The organism is Psychrobacillus sp. AK 1817 (assembly GCF_008807035.1).
In the GTDB taxonomy this organism is placed as follows: Bacteria; Bacillota; Bacilli; order Bacillales_A; family Planococcaceae; genus Psychrobacillus; species Psychrobacillus faecigallinarum.
Genome location: NZ_CP031739.1, coordinates 3,424,318 through 3,441,072, shown reverse-complemented (window position 1 = coordinate 3,441,072; position 16,755 = coordinate 3,424,318). Strand labels below are relative to the sequence as shown.

The 16,755-nt window shown below is 41.9% G+C and carries 10 protein-coding genes, 10 tRNA genes and 3 rRNA genes; 4 read left to right on the top strand and 19 right to left on the bottom strand.

Annotated elements, in window-relative coordinates; genetic code table 11:
* Position 1 precedes the first annotated feature (1 nt).
* From D0S48_RS17175 to D0S48_RS17110, 14 genes are all read right to left on the bottom strand, one after another.
* Positions 2-77: transfer RNA gene (locus D0S48_RS17175), tRNA-Thr, on the bottom strand.
* Between the two features lie 4 nt (positions 78-81).
* A tRNA-Phe gene (locus D0S48_RS17170) sits at positions 82-157 on the bottom strand.
* 143 nt (positions 158-300) lie between these two features.
* A tRNA-Asp gene (locus D0S48_RS17165) sits at positions 301-376 on the bottom strand.
* A gap of 3 nt (positions 377-379) precedes the next feature.
* Positions 380-456, bottom strand: a tRNA-Met gene (locus D0S48_RS17160).
* A 146-nt stretch (positions 457-602) separates the two neighbouring features.
* A tRNA-Val gene (locus tag D0S48_RS17155) sits at positions 603-678 on the bottom strand.
* Between the two features lie 22 nt (positions 679-700).
* Positions 701-775: transfer RNA gene (locus D0S48_RS17150), tRNA-Glu, on the bottom strand.
* Positions 776-803: 28 nt separating this feature from the next.
* Positions 804-895, bottom strand: a tRNA-Ser gene (locus tag D0S48_RS17145).
* Positions 896-901: 6 nt separating this feature from the next.
* Positions 902-976 (bottom strand) — tRNA-Asn (locus tag D0S48_RS17140).
* An 8-nt stretch (positions 977-984) separates the two neighbouring features.
* A 5S ribosomal RNA gene (gene rrf / locus D0S48_RS17135) occupies positions 985-1,100 on the bottom strand.
* 121 nt (positions 1,101-1,221) lie between these two features.
* Positions 1,222-4,149 (bottom strand): 23S ribosomal RNA (locus D0S48_RS17130).
* A gap of 118 nt (positions 4,150-4,267) precedes the next feature.
* Positions 4,268-4,343, bottom strand: a tRNA-Ala gene (locus D0S48_RS17125).
* A gap of 15 nt (positions 4,344-4,358) precedes the next feature.
* Positions 4,359-4,435: transfer RNA gene (locus D0S48_RS17120), tRNA-Ile, on the bottom strand.
* 111 nt (positions 4,436-4,546) lie between these two features.
* A 16S ribosomal RNA gene (locus tag D0S48_RS17115) occupies positions 4,547-6,101 on the bottom strand.
* The 16S, 23S and 5S rRNA genes sit together here with 10 tRNA genes alongside, the layout of an rRNA operon.
* 470 nt (positions 6,102-6,571) lie before the next feature.
* The gene (locus D0S48_RS17110; protein WP_144541466.1) at positions 6,572-7,438 is read right to left on the bottom strand and encodes a nucleotidyltransferase-like protein; all 867 of its coding nucleotides are present in this window, start codon (positions 7,436-7,438) and stop codon (positions 6,572-6,574) included.
* A gap of 129 nt (positions 7,439-7,567) precedes the next feature.
* On the opposite strand from D0S48_RS17110, the gene D0S48_RS17105 reads away from it, so the two are divergent.
* Positions 7,568-7,912, top strand: coding sequence for a YgzB family protein (locus D0S48_RS17105; protein WP_144541464.1), 345 nt, complete (start codon positions 7,568-7,570; stop codon positions 7,910-7,912).
* A gap of 508 nt (positions 7,913-8,420) precedes the next feature.
* Positions 8,421-10,106 (top strand): methyl-accepting chemotaxis protein, encoded by a 1,686-nt coding sequence (locus D0S48_RS17100; RefSeq protein WP_151112953.1) that lies wholly within the window; start codon positions 8,421-8,423, stop codon positions 10,104-10,106.
* Positions 10,107-10,142: 36 nt separating this feature from the next.
* Here D0S48_RS17100 and perR read toward each other — a convergent pair whose 3' ends face one another.
* The 3 genes from perR to bcp form a co-directional block, all read right to left on the bottom strand.
* On the bottom strand, positions 10,143-10,586 hold the full coding sequence (gene perR, locus D0S48_RS17095; RefSeq protein WP_151112951.1) for a peroxide-responsive transcriptional repressor PerR: 444 nt from the start codon (positions 10,584-10,586) through the stop codon (positions 10,143-10,145).
* A 112-nt stretch (positions 10,587-10,698) separates the two neighbouring features.
* Entirely contained in the window at positions 10,699-11,643 is a 945-nt protein-coding gene (locus tag D0S48_RS17090; protein WP_151112949.1) for a D-2-hydroxyacid dehydrogenase, read from the bottom strand.
* 4 nt (positions 11,644-11,647) lie between these two features.
* Positions 11,648-12,130 (bottom strand): thioredoxin-dependent thiol peroxidase, encoded by a 483-nt coding sequence (gene bcp, locus D0S48_RS17085; RefSeq protein WP_151112947.1) that lies wholly within the window; start codon positions 12,128-12,130, stop codon positions 11,648-11,650.
* A 178-nt stretch (positions 12,131-12,308) separates the two neighbouring features.
* Between bcp and D0S48_RS17080 the strand changes: the two genes are divergently transcribed.
* Both D0S48_RS17080 and D0S48_RS17075 read left to right on the top strand, forming a co-directional pair.
* Positions 12,309-13,607, top strand: a complete 1,299-nt coding sequence (locus D0S48_RS17080; RefSeq protein WP_151112945.1) for a glutamate-1-semialdehyde 2,1-aminomutase — start codon at positions 12,309-12,311, stop codon at positions 13,605-13,607.
* 26 nt (positions 13,608-13,633) lie between these two features.
* Complete coding sequence (locus D0S48_RS17075; protein WP_144541452.1) at positions 13,634-14,716, top strand: FUSC family protein; 1,083 nt, start codon at positions 13,634-13,636, stop codon at positions 14,714-14,716.
* Positions 14,717-14,773: 57 nt separating this feature from the next.
* Here D0S48_RS17075 and D0S48_RS17070 read toward each other — a convergent pair whose 3' ends face one another.
* Both D0S48_RS17070 and D0S48_RS17065 read right to left on the bottom strand, forming a co-directional pair.
* Positions 14,774-15,667 carry an ABC transporter permease gene (locus D0S48_RS17070; RefSeq protein ID WP_225216176.1) on the bottom strand — a complete coding sequence of 298 codons (894 nt, stop codon included), beginning with the start codon at positions 15,665-15,667 and terminating at the stop codon, positions 14,774-14,776.
* Positions 15,668-15,690: 23 nt separating this feature from the next.
* Complete coding sequence (locus tag D0S48_RS17065) at positions 15,691-16,695, bottom strand: ABC transporter permease (RefSeq protein WP_144541449.1); 1,005 nt, start codon at positions 16,693-16,695, stop codon at positions 15,691-15,693.
* Between the last annotated feature and the right edge of the window lie 60 nt (positions 16,696-16,755).

Genomic DNA, 16,755 nt, shown 5'->3' with positions numbered 1-16,755 from the left:
GTGGTGCCGGAAAGAGGACTTGAACCCCCAACCTACTGATTACAAGTCAGTTGCTCTACCAATTGAGCTATTCCGGCATAATGGTGGCTCAGGACGGAATCGAACCGCCGACACAAGGATTTTCAGTCCTTTGCTCTACCGACTGAGCTACTGAGCCTCTTCGATTTACGCTAAGCTGCGCTACTCTTTGTCAGCTTCACTCACTCATTCAGTCACGTACTTTAGTACGCTCCTTCTTTCGTTCGATTGCTTCCTCGATTTGCTTGCTTATCCTAAATCTCTATGTTGTTGAATAATAAATGGCGGTCCCGACCGGGATCGAACCGGCGATCTCCTGCGTGACAGGCAGGCATGTTAACCGCTACACCACGGGACCATTTGGTTGCGGGGACAGGATTTGAACCTGTGACCTTCGGGTTATGAGCCCGACGAGCTACCGAACTGCTCCACCCCGCGACAATAAGAAAGTGTTGAAATTTAAATCAACTACGCAATTAGTGAATTTTACGTCTTCCACGCTACGCTTGCGTCGACGTTAATCGCTTTCTTCGTGAAACGATTTGCTCCACCCCGCGACAATAATAAGTGTTGAAAATTTATAATGGTGGAGGATGACGGGCTCGAACCGCCGACCCTCTGCTTGTAAGGCAGATGCTCTCCCAGCTGAGCTAATCCTCCATAGTGCTGGTTTTAATTTAAATGGTGACCCCTACGGGATTCGAACCCGTGTTACCGCCGTGAAAGGGCGGTGTCTTAACCGCTTGACCAAGGGGCCATTATATTATGTAAAGAAGAAATCTATCTGGCGGAGAGCAAGGGATTTGAACCCTTGAGACAGTGTTACCCGTCTACACGATTTCCAATCGTGCTCCTTCGGCCACTCGGACAGCTCTCCTAGAAATGGCTCCGAAGGTAGGACTCGAACCTACGACCGATCGGTTAACAGCCGATTGCTCTACCACTGAGCTACTTCGGAATAATATCGCCTAGCGACGTCCTACTCTTGCAGGGGGAGACCCCCAACTACCATCGGCGCTGAAGAGCTTAACTTCCGTGTTCGGTATGGGAACGGGTGTGACCTCTTCGCCATCATCACTAGACTTGAATAATTACTGAAAGACATTTTCTATTATAACAAGTCTGTAGATTATTACAAGTGTTATTTTAATAAAAATTTATTCTTTCAAAACTGAATAAACTGACATCTTAGAAACAAACAATTTGGTTAAGTCCTCGATCGATTAGTATTCGTCAGCTGCACGTGTCGCCACGCTTCCACCCCGAACCTATCTACCTCATCGTCTTTGAGGGATCTTACTTACTTGCGTAATGGGAAATCTCATCTTGAGGGGGGCTTCGTGCTTAGATGCTTTCAGCACTTATCCCGTCCACACATAGCTACCCAGCGATGCCCTTGGCAGAACAACTGGTACACCAGCGGTGTGTCCATCCCGGTCCTCTCGTACTAAGGACAGCTCCTCTCAAATTTCCTACGCCCACGACGGATAGGGACCGAACTGTCTCACGACGTTCTGAACCCAGCTCGCGTACCGCTTTAATGGGCGAACAGCCCAACCCTTGGGACCGACTACAGCCCCAGGATGCGATGAGCCGACATCGAGGTGCCAAACCTCCCCGTCGATGTGGACTCTTGGGGGAGATAAGCCTGTTATCCCCGGGGTAGCTTTTATCCGTTGAGCGATGGCCCTTCCATGCGGAACCACCGGATCACTAAGCCCGTCTTTCGACCCTGCTCGACTTGTAGGTCTCGCAGTCAAGCTCCCTTCTGCCTTTACACTCTTCGAATGATTTCCAACCATTCTGAGGGAACCTTTGGGCGCCTCCGTTACACTTTAGGAGGCGACCGCCCCAGTCAAACTGCCCGCCTGACACTGTCTCCTACCCGGGTTACGGGTATGGGTTAGAATTTCAATACAACCAGGGTAGTATCCCACCGACGCCTCCTCCGAAGCTGGCGCTCCGGGCTCTAAGGCTCCTACCTATCCTGTACAAGTTGCACCAAAATTCAATATCAAGCTACAGTAAAGCTCCACGGGGTCTTTCCGTCCTGTCGCGGGTAACCTGCATCTTCACAGGTACTATAATTTCACCGAGTCTCTCGTTGAGACAGTGCCCAGATCGTTACGCCTTTCGTGCGGGTCGGAACTTACCCGACAAGGAATTTCGCTACCTTAGGACCGTTATAGTTACGGCCGCCGTTTACTGGGGCTTCAATTCGCACCTTCGCTTGCGCTAAGCACTCCTCTTAACCTTCCAGCACCGGGCAGGCGTCAGCCCCTATACTTCACCTTACGGTTTTGCAGAGACCTGTGTTTTTGCTAAACAGTCGCCTGGGCCTATTCACTGCGGCTCTTCTAGGCTATACACCCAAAAGAGCACCCCTTCTCCCGAAGTTACGGGGTCATTTTGCCGAGTTCCTTAACGAGAGTTCTCTCGCTCACCTTAGGATTCTCTCCTCGACTACCTGTGTCGGTTTGCGGTACGGGCACCTCCCACCTCGTTAGAGGCTTTTCTTGGCAGTGTGAAATCAGGAACTTCGGACTAAGTCCTCGCCATCACAGCTCAATGTTACAGAGTGCGGATTTGCCTACACTCACACCTCACTGCTTGGACGTGCATAACCAACAGCACGCTTACCCTATCCTACTGCGTCCCCCCATCACTCAAACGGTGGGGTGGTGGTACAGGAATATCAACCTGTTGTCCATCGTCTACGCCTATCGGCCTCGACTTAGGTCCCGACTAACCCTGAGCGGACGAGCCTTCCTCAGGAAACCTTAGTCATACGGTGGATGGGATTCTCACCCATCTTTCGCTACTCATACCGGCATTCTCACTTCTAAGCGCTCCACCAGTCCTTCCGGTCTGACTTCAACGCCCTTAGAACGCTCTCCTACCACTGATACCAAAGGTATCAATCCACAGCTTCGGTGATTTGTTTAGCCCCGATACATTTTCGGCGCAGCGTCACTCGACCAGTGAGCTATTACGCACTCTTTAAATGATGGCTGCTTCTAAGCCAACATCCTGGTTGTCTAAGCAACGCCACATCCTTTTCCACTTAACAAATACTTTGGGACCTTAGCTGGTGGTCTGGGCTGTTTCCCTCTTGACTACGGATCTTATCACTCGCAGTCTGACTCCCAAACATAAATCATTGGCATTCGGAGTTTGTCTGAATTCGGTAACCCGGGATGGGCCCCTAGTCCAAACAGTGCTCTACCTCCAAGATTCTAACGTTTGAGGCTAGCCCTAAAGCTATTTCGGAGAGAACCAGCTATCTCCAGGTTCGATTGGAATTTCTCCGCTACCCACACCTCATCCCCGCACTTTTCAACGTGCGTGGGTTCGGACCTCCAGTAAGTGTTACCTTACCTTCATCCTGGACATGGGTAGATCACCTGGTTTCGGGTCTACGACCACATACTCATTCGCCCTATTCAGACTCGCTTTCGCTGCGGCTCCGTCTTCTCAACTTAACCTCGCATGTAATCGTAACTCGCCGGTTCATTCTACAAAAGGCACGCCATCACCCGTTAACGGGCTTTGACTATTTGTAGGCACACGGTTTCAGGGTCTATTTCACTCCCCTTCCGGGGTGCTTTTCACCTTTCCCTCACGGTACTGGTTCACTATCGGTCACTAGGTAGTATTTAGCCTTGGGAGATGGTCCTCCCGGATTCCGACGGAATTTCACGTGTTCCGCCGTACTCAGGATACACTCTGGAGGGAATGAATTTTGGACTACGGGGCTTTTACCCTATCCTGCGGACCTTTCCAGGTCGCTTCATCTAACTCATTCTTTTGTAACTCCGTACAGAGTGTCCTACAACCCCAAGAGGCAAGCCTCTTGGTTTGGGCTCTTCCCGTTTCGCTCGCCGCTACTCAGGGAATCGAATTTTCTTTCTCTTCCTCCAGGTACTTAGATGTTTCAGTTCCCTGGGTGTGTCTCAGATGCGCTATGTATTCACGCAAATGTACTGCCCCATTACGGGCAGTGGGTTTCCCCATTCGGAAATCTCCGGATCGAAGCTCACTTACAGCTCCCCGAAGCATATCGGTGTTAGTGCCGTCCTTCGTCGACTCCTAGTGCCAAGGCATCCACCGTGCGCCCTTATTAACTTAACCTAAAAGTTAAAAGTACTACACTTGCAATCACGTAAGTGATCACAATTTGAATATCTTGCGTTTGTTTCTTTTTTTGATGTCGTTTTATCCAGTTTTCAAAGAACAATTATATTTTTAATGGTGGAGCCTAGCGGGATCGAACCGCTGACCTCCTGCGTGCAAGGCAGGCGCTCTCCCAGCTGAGCTAAGGCCCCGAAATTAAAAAGGTATGGTGGGCCTAAATGGACTCGAACCATCGACCTCACGCTTATCAGGCGTGCGCTCTAACCAGCTGAGCTATAGGCCCTCTTTGAATTTCCATATCTATTAAAAATGTTAATATAAATATGAACATTCAAAACTGAACTGCAAAACGTTAAGATACAGATAAAAATCTGTATTCCGAATATATCCTTAGAAAGGAGGTGATCCAGCCGCACCTTCCGATACGGCTACCTTGTTACGACTTCACCCCAATCATCTGTCCCACCTTCGGCGGCTGGCTCCCAAAAGGGTTACCCCACCGACTTCGGGTGTTACAAACTCTCGTGGTGTGACGGGCGGTGTGTACAAGGCCCGGGAACGTATTCACCGTGGCATGCTGATCCACGATTACTAGCGATTCCGGCTTCATGTAGGCGAGTTGCAGCCTACAATCCGAACTGAGAACGGTTTTATGGGATTAGCTCACCCTCGCGGGGTTGCGACCCTCTGTACCGTCCATTGTAGCACGTGTGTAGCCCAGGTCATAAGGGGCATGATGATTTGACGTCATCCCCACCTTCCTCCGGTTTATCACCGGCAGTCACCTTAGAGTGCCCAACTGAATGCTGGCAACTAAGATCAAGGGTTGCGCTCGTTGCGGGACTTAACCCAACATCTCACGACACGAGCTGACGACAACCATGCACCACCTGTCACCGCTGTCCCCGAAGGGAAAAGCCTATCTCTAGGCCGATCAGCGGGATGTCAAGACCTGGTAAGGTTCTTCGCGTTGCTTCGAATTAAACCACATGCTCCACCGCTTGTGCGGGCCCCCGTCAATTCCTTTGAGTTTCAGTCTTGCGACCGTACTCCCCAGGCGGAGTGCTTAATGCGTTAGCTGCAGCACTAAGGGGCGGAAACCCCCTAACACTTAGCACTCATCGTTTACGGCGTGGACTACCAGGGTATCTAATCCTGTTTGCTCCCCACGCTTTCGCGCCTCAGCGTCAGTTACAGACCAGAAAGCCGCCTTCGCCACTGGTGTTCCTCCAAATCTCTACGCATTTCACCGCTACACTTGGAATTCCGCTTTCCTCTTCTGCACTCAAGTCCCCCAGTTTCCAATGACCCTCCACGGTTGAGCCGTGGGCTTTCACATCAGACTTAAAGGACCGCCTGCGCGCGCTTTACGCCCAATAATTCCGGACAACGCTTGCCACCTACGTATTACCGCGGCTGCTGGCACGTAGTTAGCCGTGGCTTTCTAATGAGGTACCGTCAAGGTACGAGCAGTTACTCTCGTACTTGTTCTTCCCTCACAACAGAGTTTTACGATCCGAAAACCTTCTTCACTCACGCGGCGTTGCTCCATCAGACTTTCGTCCATTGTGGAAGATTCCCTACTGCTGCCTCCCGTAGGAGTCTGGGCCGTGTCTCAGTCCCAGTGTGGCCGATCACCCTCTCAGGTCGGCTACGCATCGTCGCCTTGGTGAGCCGTTACCTCACCAACTAGCTAATGCGCCGCGGGCCCATCCTGTAGTGACAGCGAGATGCCGTCTTTTAACATTCCCCCATGTGAGGAAATGGATTATTCGGTATTAGCCCCGGTTTCCCGGAGTTATCCCAATCTACAGGGCAGGTTGCCCACGTGTTACTCACCCGTCCGCCGCTAAATCAGAAGAAGCAAGCTTCTTCATCATTCGCTCGACTTGCATGTATTAGGCACGCCGCCAGCGTTCGTCCTGAGCCAGGATCAAACTCTCCATAATAGCTGGCTGGCGATACACAGCGCATTGCGTTGTCAGCTTCGCTTACTCGGTCAGTCACGTACGTTAGTACGCTCCTTTTCTCGCTCACTCGCTTCTTAGCACTGCACTACGTCTCGTCAACCAGAAAAAATAGAACTAGTTTAAAAGCTCATTTTGTTTTGCTGGCATCATCATTAAATGATGTCAAAAATTGTTTTGCGTCAATACAACCGAAGTTGTTTGAAGCTATATATCTTAACGTTTTGCATGTTCAGTTTTCAATGTTCATTTTTGCGTTGTCGTTTTTTGCGACTTCTCTAATTTATCACCATTCAACTGGCTAGTCAAGAAGTTTTTTAAAAAACTTTTTTTATTAATTTTCTGCTGTTTTTTAATTCGTTTTTGACGACGCTTATTATAATACCGCATATTTAATGTATATGTCAACAAAAAACGAGCATTTTTTTATTTCGTTTTTTGTTGACCTTTTTTTACTCTTTAACTTTGTAGTATCTATGCAGAATATGGCTGCTTTTAGTAGGTTGTTTTTCTATTAGAATTAATCCTTTATCGACCAAGAATTCTATAAATACTTCAAGGTCAACGGAATAGTTTTTTAATTCCTCTTGTTCATGAATCTCTTGTATCGTCCAATACTCTTTAGAAGAAAGTACTTCGATTATATGTCGTGCCCCATCCTTTGTTCTTGAATGAATTAAGAAGTCACTTGCTAAAAATAAAAGTTCTAATCTTTTCTCTAATGTTTCTCCACTCGACACTAACTCATCGTACAATTTATATATAGAAGGATCTAATTGCTTTACTTGCTTCCACACCATAACCTCCGGGTGCATCCCCTTTTCAATAATAGCTAATCTAGCTAGATGATGCAGTGAGTTTACAATATGATTATAAGCATCTAGATAATTTAATTGCTCAAAGAATACTTTAGCTTGCATATAGCTTCTACTAAGCTTTGCAAATTCTATTCCCATTCTTACATTTCGGCCGTTTACCGGGAAATCCTGTAATTCCTTTTTAAGGTTTTCTACATATTCATTTCGATCAAATATTACTCTCCCATTGATCATCCAGCCCACCAACTTAGGATTGGCTCCTACTATAAACCATTTTCTAATTTGTTTCTCCGTAATAATATGCAATGCTGCCTTTTTGTCGTTATACGTATAATGCTTAGTAAAAACCGGAATAGGAGAATCTTTAGTTATAATGAACAATATGGAATCAAAGGTATCAGTAATAGGACTGACTTCTTCTATTTTTTCTATTAATATTATGCCTAATGTATTTGAATCACTGGCTCTTTCTTGATAGATAGGTCTTAACAACGCTTCCAATGTGAAAGCCTCCTTTATTAACTTATGTATTATTCTTCGACAATAATTTGATATTTCCTCTTTAAACTTTAATAACATTCCTTTATAAAAAAATATGTTATAGTGTAGGTATAATTAGGAGGCTAAAAAATGAAACCCTATAAAAACAAAATAAATCGAATTCGTTCCTTTGCTCTTGGTCTAATATTCTTTGGCTTTATTATCATGTACGGGGCTATCTTCTTTAGAGAGAACGCTATCTTAGTAACAATATTTATGACACTTGGGTTACTTTCTATTATTGGAAGTACAGCTGTATATGGATGGATAGGTTTATTATCTACTAAAGCTGTTCAAGTAGTATGCCCCAATTGTGGAAAACACACGAAAGTTTTAGGACGAGTAGATATGTGTATGTATTGCAAAGAACCACTTACATTGGATCCTACTCTTGAAGGAGAAGAATTTGATATTAGCTACAATAGAAAAAAATAATCCCTGCACTTTGCTTTTAAGCAAAGTGCTTTTTTATATTAACATAGTATACTCATATAGAGTGAAATGAAACGAAGTCTTCTTTCTCTACTCTCCATATTGCAAGCATCGCATTATTAGCATCATCATGATAACCAGCACCTCTGTTTCTTAGAAGATATAGAAACTCCTCACTTTTTAAATTAGCCAACACTAATCAATTGGAATGGATATCGACGATTTCTTACTATGTATTGTAAATCAAAATAATTTTCCCCATTTACTCTGCGTACCTTTCCTATTTAGGTTAAATAAAAAAGTCTAGGTGGCTTTGAGAACTAATTTCTCCATTTGTTTAGGCAGTCATCGACCTTGTACTATTCCCGTGTTTAATTACCTATACGTATCAATTATTTTTCACTTTATTGTATTGTTTTATTTTTAAGAATAAAATTAATCAAAATATTTTTAGTTGACGGATAATTAATACTACTTTAGACTTAAAGCGAAAGAAGCGGAGGGTACCATTATGTCTATTAGAAAAAAACTGAACTTTTCCTTTTTATCTATTTTCTTTTTATTACTTATCACTTTAGGGGTAACATTCCTACAATTACTATCTATTGAAGAAAAATTTGATTATGCATTAGATAATCGTGTACAACAACAGCTCTTAACGGACGATATTCAAACAGAGCTTGGTATGCAAGGACTTTACATAAGAGCTATGATTTTAAATAATACAGATAAGGCAAAGGACTCCTTAGTTATGCATCAAGATTTGTTGAATGAGGCAATTCTAAATTTAGAAAATTTGGCTTCATCAGACACAATGAAGGGCTATTTGAGTGATATCCATAAACATAACGACGCGTTTAACACTGCTGCTACAGAAGCTATGGACGCATTAAACAAGGGAAACAAAGACAGTGCGTTACAAATAGTAAATAATGACGCTCAAATAGCAAATGAAGGTGTTTTAGCCACAGCACTCAAAATAAATGAATATCAAGAAGGTCAATTAAAGGTAATTACAGATGAGACTAAACAGGTAGTCAAAAATACAATTATTTTTAGTCTGGCGATACTTGCTATTAGTATTATGGTCGCTTCTGGAATTTCTATTTTTATAAAAAAATCCATTACTATTCCTCTTGTGAAAGTAGCAAGGGCAACTGAGATTATAGCGAATGGTGACTTAACAGCACCTGATATTAATAGCCAAGCAAAGGATGAAATAGGTGATCTAGCTAAATCCTTTAATAAAATGAAATCTAACCTGAAAGATCTAATCATTAGCTTACATGAAAATGCCAATCATTTATCGAGTGTATCTGAGGAGCTTTCTGCTAGCACAGAGGAAGTGACCATTGCGTCTACGGATGTGGCAAATCGTGTGGAAATGACTGCCGAAGGTGCACAAAGCTCTGCAAGATCTGCCAAAGAAAGTGCGACTGCTATGGATGAGACTGCTGCCGGAGTGCAACGTATTGCTGAATCTACCCAAATTTTACATAGCAATGCATCAAACACAATTGAGTTTGCTAGTAAGGGTGAAGAAATATTAAAAACAGCCAAAGAACAAATGCAACTGATTTATGATTCATCTAATGAAACGAATCAGCTTATTAAAAAATTAAGTGAGCAATCCCTTGAAATTGAGAATATCACAAAAGTTATTACAGCTATCTCTGAGCAAACAAACTTACTTGCCTTAAACGCTGCTATTGAAGCTGCTCGAGCAGGAGAACATGGAAAAGGATTTGCAGTAGTTGCCGATGAAGTAAGGAAACTTGCTGAGGAATCTAAACAGTCTGCTAGCCAAATAGTATCCTTAATTATAGAAATTCATAAGGATACAAAAAATGTGGAAAAATCCGTTTTGGTCGGACTTCAAAATGCTGAAGAAGGTGTGGAAGTAATTAACGAGGCCAATACTTCCTTCCTATCAATTGCTAGCTCCATTGAGCAAGTTACCTACCAGATAGAAGATATTTCAGCTACATCTGAGCAAATCTCAGCAAGTGCTGAAGAAGTTGCAGCATCAGTAGCTGAAATTGCCAGCCATACGATAGAAGCATCCTCCCAGACCGAAATGATCTCTGCTGCTGTAGAGGAACAGACAGCAACCATGCAGGAAATCAACACAGTGGCGCAGGACTTAACAGAAAAAGCAGTGGATTTAGAACAACTTATTGGCCGCTTTAAAATTTAGACAAAATAAAAACCGAGCGAATATACGCTCGGTTTTTTATTGGACTTTAGTTGCTTGTTCCTTACATGTAGGACACGAACCGTAAATCTCCATTCGGTGAGAACTAACATCAAAACCGGTCAAATGAGAGGCAAGATGCTCTACTTCATCTAATCCTGGATAATGGAAGTCAACTATTTTACCGCAAGAATTACAAATCATATGGTAGTGGTCATTTGTGATGAAATCAAAACGACTTGAATTATCGCCATATGTTAATTCCTTTACTAAGCCCGCTTCTCTAAACACACGTAAGTTGTTATAGACAGTAGCAACGCTCATGCTGGGAAATTTACTTTCAAGCGCTTTATATATATCGTCCGCAGTGGGATGTGACATAGATTGAATAATAAATTCCAGAATCGCATGGCGTTGAGGCGTTATACGTACACCGGTTGATTTCAATGTATCCAAAGCGTCTCTTAAATGTACTTCCGTCATCGCTATGCACCTCTCTTTATAATCATTATTAAATGATAAGTTTATAATAAGTATAAAGAAGAAATACTATCGCTGTCAAATTTTTCGACTATTAACATAGTATTAATACACTTTAGTATCCTCGTGAAACGTCTATAACATTTTCAAAATTGCTTTCTTCATTTAAATAGGAAGTTAAATTTCTAGAGAAAATTTCAAGTGCTCTCACCACATATTGAGAGGAGTGACTAGAGATATGTGGGGAGATGATTACATTTGGCATACTCCAAAACGGATGATCACTTTCAAGTGGTTCCTTTGCAAAAACGTCTAATACAGCATAGGCTATACAATTATCCTCCAAGGCTTGTTTCAAATCCTGCTCTTTCAATAAGTCCCCACGTTCGTAATTCATAAAAATAGCACTCTCTTTCATAGATTTGAAGTGCTCGTATGTTAACAGTCCTCTCGTTTCTTCAGTGCTAGGAAGTATGGAGATTACTATATCAGCTTTTGGTAATACCTCTTTTAATGACTTGAAGGATACCATCTCATCCATATAAGATGCTGTTTTTCCACTACGATTGCAACCAATTGTGTGTACTCCAAATGCTTGTAACAGTCTTCCTACTTCTCCTCCAATTGCCCCCGGCCCTATTATTAATGCTGTTGATCCATAAAGCTCCGATGAGGGAACTCTTTTCGACCATTCTGCCTTTTTCTGATTTTCAGCTATGAGAGGCAGGGACTTTTTAATAGAAAGTATATGAGCCAAAATGGATTCGGCCATAGGTGTTTTATGAATACCTCTCACATTTGTGAGAAGTATGTTCCTTTGGGCTATTTCTTGTAAAGGCATTTTTTCTAAACCTGCTGAGGCAACCATAACCCATTTCAGTTTTTTAGCACCTTCTATATGTGAAGGTTTAAGGTCCTCCCCATACGTCACAAAAACACTAGCTGTTTTAAGTTCATTCTCATTTAAGTCCTTATGGAAGATAAAATCTACTTGGGGAAAGCGATTGATCAAGCTTAATCGCTGCTCCTCCTTTGGTAAAAAGGAAAATAATATTTTCATCTATTTATTCACCAGCTTTTACTAAGGATTTTAATGTATGTAGCACTTCTTCTACGTGATCTTTTACTTTAACCTTTCTCCACTCCTTCACCACTGTCCCAGTTGGATCGATCAAAAATGTTGTACGTTCAATTCCCATATATTCTTTCCCAAAGTTTTTCTTCAATGCCCATACTCCGTATGTCTCTGAAACCTCATGAGTATCATCGATCAATAAAGAAAAAGGTAGTCCATGCTTTTCTATAAATTTTGTATGTGCCTTCTCACCATCTGCACTTACTCCAAGAATGACTGCATTTAAATCAGAAAAATCTTCATAGGCGTCTCTAAACTCACATGCTTCCGTCGTGCAGCCCGGTGTGGAGTCTTTAGGGTAAAAGTACAAAATGACATACTGCTTTCCAGCAAAGTCTTCCAATGATACTACTTCACCCTTTTCATTTTTTAATGAAAATTTAGGTGCGGCCATTCCTTCTAATTGTTCCATCAAAATCCCTCCTCTAATATTAGTTATATCGTAACGAACTTTATAAGTATGTTCAATTTCTTTAGCCTTTTTCCTCTTATTTGTCTAAAATATTAAAAGTAACCACTATGACTAGAAGTTTTAGGAAAGACAAGTTATAATTTTCATCTTACATACATTCAATACTGGAGGTAGAACATTGAAACATACACAATCTGAACAAATACAGGTACATGCATTAGAACATATCGTTGGAGGAGTAAACAGCCCTTCCCGATCCTATAAAGCAGTTGGAGGCGGAGCACCTATTGTCATGGAAAGAGCAGAAGGAGCATACTTCTATGATGTAGATGGAAACAAGTATATCGATTACTTAGCAGCCTACGGTCCTATTATTACCGGACACGCTCACCCGCATATTACAGAAGCTATTACAAAAGCGGCCCAAACAGGCTTATTATATGGTACCCCAACAAAGCATGAGGTTACATTTGCTAAAATGCTAAAAGATGCTATACCTTCAATGGATAAAGTGCGCTTTGTTAACTCAGGGACGGAAGCAGTAATGACTACAATACGAGTTGCACGTGCCTATACAGGAAGAACAAAAGTAATGAAATTTGCTGGCTGCTATCACGGGCACTCTGATTTAGTTTTAGTTGCAGCAGGCTCTGGCCCAGCAACTCTTGGAACTCCCGATTCTGCCGGAGTACCTCAATCTATCGCAAAAGAAGTTATAACGATTCCATTCAATGATCCTCAGGCATACAAGGATGCTATGGAAAAGTGGGGTTCTGAATTAGCCTGTATTTTAGTGGAACCAATTGTAGGTAATTTTGGAATGGTGGAGCCTAATGAAGGATTTTTAGCGCTAGTTCACGAAATTGCAAAAGAAAAGGGAGCTCTTGTTATCTATGATGAAGTAATTACAGCATTCCGCTTCCATTATGGAGCTGCATCTACTATGCTTGGCCAAATACCGGACTTAACTGCATTAGGTAAGATTATTGGCGGAGGACTTCCGATTGGTGCATATGGCGGTAAGAAAGAAATTATGGAGCAGGTAGCACCACTTGGACCTGCTTATCAGGCTGGAACAATGGCTGGTAATCCTGCGTCAATGCAAGCAGGAATTGCTTGTTTAGAAGTTCTTCAGGCTCCCGGTTTATATGAAGAGCTAGATAGATTAGGTGCATTGTTAGAGAAAGGAATTTTAGATGCAGCTAAGAAAAATAATATTACAATTACAATCAATCGCATAAAAGGTGCACTTTCCGTTTATTTTACCGATGTAAAGGTTGAAAACTACGAACAGGCAGAAGCTAGTGATGGTGAAATGTTCGCTAAATTCTTCAAGCTTATGCTTGAGCAGGGTATCAATCTTGCACCTTCTAAATACGAAGCTTGGTTTATTACTACAGCTCACACAGAAAATGATATAGTAGAGACAATTAATGTTGTAGACAATGCTTTTGCTCAACTAAATAAATCAAAGTAATAAGGTTAACGAAAGGATAGGATGGAATGAAATTAGGCGCACGCATATTTAAAACTGGAGTTGCTATAGTATTTTCCTTGTTTATAGCTGAACTACTTCAGCTTCCTAGTCCTGTCTTTGCAGGAATAGCAGCAATTTTTGCGATACAACCATCTATCTATAGATCCTACTTAACCGTTATTGAACAAATACAATCTAACCTAATTGGAGCAGCTATTGCAGTCATTTTTGCATTAGTTTTTGGCAATCATATTATTGCTGTTGGCTTTGCTGCAATTGTCGCCATTTCCATCATGCTCAAATTTAAGCTAGAAAAAACTGTTTCGTTAGCATTAGTTACTGTGATAGCCATTATGGAGATACAAAGCGATGAATTTTTAACCTTTGCACTGATTCGATTTTGTACCATTCTCGTTGGGGTAATTTCAGCCTTTGTCGTAAATCTAGTATTTCTTCCACCTAAATTTGAGACAAAGCTTTTTAACTCTATTCATTACACACAGGATGAAATTATAAGATGGATTAGAATCGCTTCCAGAAACGCGGCCGATCACCAGTCTAGTAAGCAGGCAATAAGTCAGCTAAAAGGTAGACTAGAACGAATCGATCAAATATACTCCTTTTTTAAGGAAGAAAGAGTATATACAAAAAAAGCAACACATTCAAAAGGTAGAAAAGCAGTCGTTTATCGCGAGCTCATCGAGATTTCATACAATAGCTTAGAAGTATTAAAAAGATTGCATCTCCATGAAAATGAATTAAATGATCTTCCAGAGCATTTTAGAATGATGATAACTGAAAGATTAGATTCTCTTTTGACTTATCATGAGCAGCTCCATTTGAAATTTATTGGCAAGCTTAAAGCAGATCATATGGAATGGCACGGTCCAGAGGCATTTATTCAAAGACAAGAGGTTATGAATATATTCGTCCAACAAATTGCCTTAACCCAAATAGAGGAGGAGTTCTCTACGTACCATCTCCTGCATTTACTATCTTCTATTTTAAAATATGAAGAACAGCTAGAGCATGTAGATAAGCTCATAACTGCTTATCAGAACTTCCACAGTAAGGAATTAACTGTACAGATTGAGGAAACTCCTTATTAAAACTAAAAAACACGTATCTCCATTTGGCAATGAGTGCCATTAGGAGATACGTGTTTTTTAGTTTTTCATTCTTGGATCCAATGCATCCCTTAAGCCATCACCCATAAGGTTAAAACCAAGGACTGTTAACATGATAGCAAGTCCTGGGAAAATCATTGTCCACGGTGCTGTTCGGAGGTGGTTTCGTGCATCCGCTAGCATTTTGCCCCACTCGGGTGTTGGTGCCTGTGCTCCCAAGCCTAAGAAGCCTAGTGCGGCAGCCTCTATAATTGCAGAAGCAATGGCCAAGGTTCCAGCCACAATAACAGGTGCCATAGAGTTAGGTAAAATATGCGAGAAAAGGATACGAAAATCCTTCATACCAATTGCCTTAGCAGAGGTTATGTATTCCTCTTCTTTAATACTTAACACTTTTGATCTGATGAGTCGCCCGAAGTTAGGAATATTGATGATTGCAATCGCAATCAAAGCATTTTGCAAAGAAGGACCTAACACAGAAACTACTGCAATCGCTAGAAGAATGCTAGGAAAAGCAAGTAGAATATCAAAGATACGGGAGATAATCATGTCAACCCATTTCCCGTAGTAGCCGGCTACTATTCCCAATATACTTCCTATAATGACAGAGCCGATTACTGAGGAAAAACCTACCCATAGAGAAATTCTAGCCCCATGCACAATTCGAGAGAATATATCTCTGCCAAAATCATCCGTGCCAAACCAAAACTGACTAGATGGTGCTAAAAGTCGATGTTTCGTCATGGATTGTTCATCAATGCCCTGTGGGACCAGAAAAGGTCCTATTAGTGCGACTACTATAAAGAAAAATACGATAAAAGTGCCGACAAGCGCCACCTTGTTTTTCCGGAAACCTCTCCACGCTTCTTTCCAAGGACCAGCTGATATGTCCTTTTCGGTAGCCAATAAATTATCCGGTGCTTTTGGAACCATTTGGGTCATCATCATCTCTCCTTTTAGTCATACTTGATGCGTGGATCAATTAATCCATATAAAATATCAACGAATAAATTGATCATAACGAATATAAAAGCAACTACTAATATTCCAGATTGAATAACAGGGTAATCACGGAACTGAATGGCATCGTAAATATAGCGACCAATTCCCGGCCATCCAAAGATGGTTTCTGTCAATATAGCTCCTCCTAAAAGTAAGCCCATTTGAAGACCGATTACTGTTAAGACTGGAATGATGGCATTTTTCAAAGAATGCTTATATACTACCCAAAACATTTTTTGGCCTTTAGCTCTTGCTGTTCGTACATAATCCGCTCTCATAACCTCTAGCATACTAGATCTGGTCATTCGAGCAATAATAGCCATTGGAATAGTAGCCAAGGCAATACTAGGTAATAACAAATGCTTGAGAACAACACCAAGCTGATCAAAACGGCCATTAATAATAGTATCAATTACATATAAGTTGGTGACTGCTGAAACTGGGTCTCTTGCTTCCTGCCTCCCACCTGTTGGAAGCCAGTGTAATTCTACGGCAAAAATCCATTGCTCCATTAACCCCAACCAAAATATTGGCATCGAAACACCTATTAAAGCTAGTACCATTGCTAAGTAATCGAACCAAGAGTTCTGGAACCATGCAGATATAATTCCCGCGTTTACCCCTATAATAACTGCTATTAGAATTGCAAAGAACGCTAGCTCAAACGTAGCAGCAAGATACGGCCATATTTCAGAAGCTACTGGCTTAACAGTTCGCATCGACTCACCAAGATCACCTTGAAGAAGACCAAATAAATAATCAAAATATTGCACATACCAAGGATTATTTAAGCCTAGGCTTTCTCTTAGTGATTCAATAGCATCCTTAGAAGCTAATTGTCCCAGAATAACCTGTGCTGGATCACCTGGGATAGCACGAATAATCATAAAAACTAAAAAAGTCATACCAAGCAATACTGGTATAAGCTGCAACAGCCTCTTTCCAATATAGTGAAGCATGTTTTTTCACCCTCTTCATCTTAAAATATGAAATACAAGCTTCTCTCTTTGACCTGACAA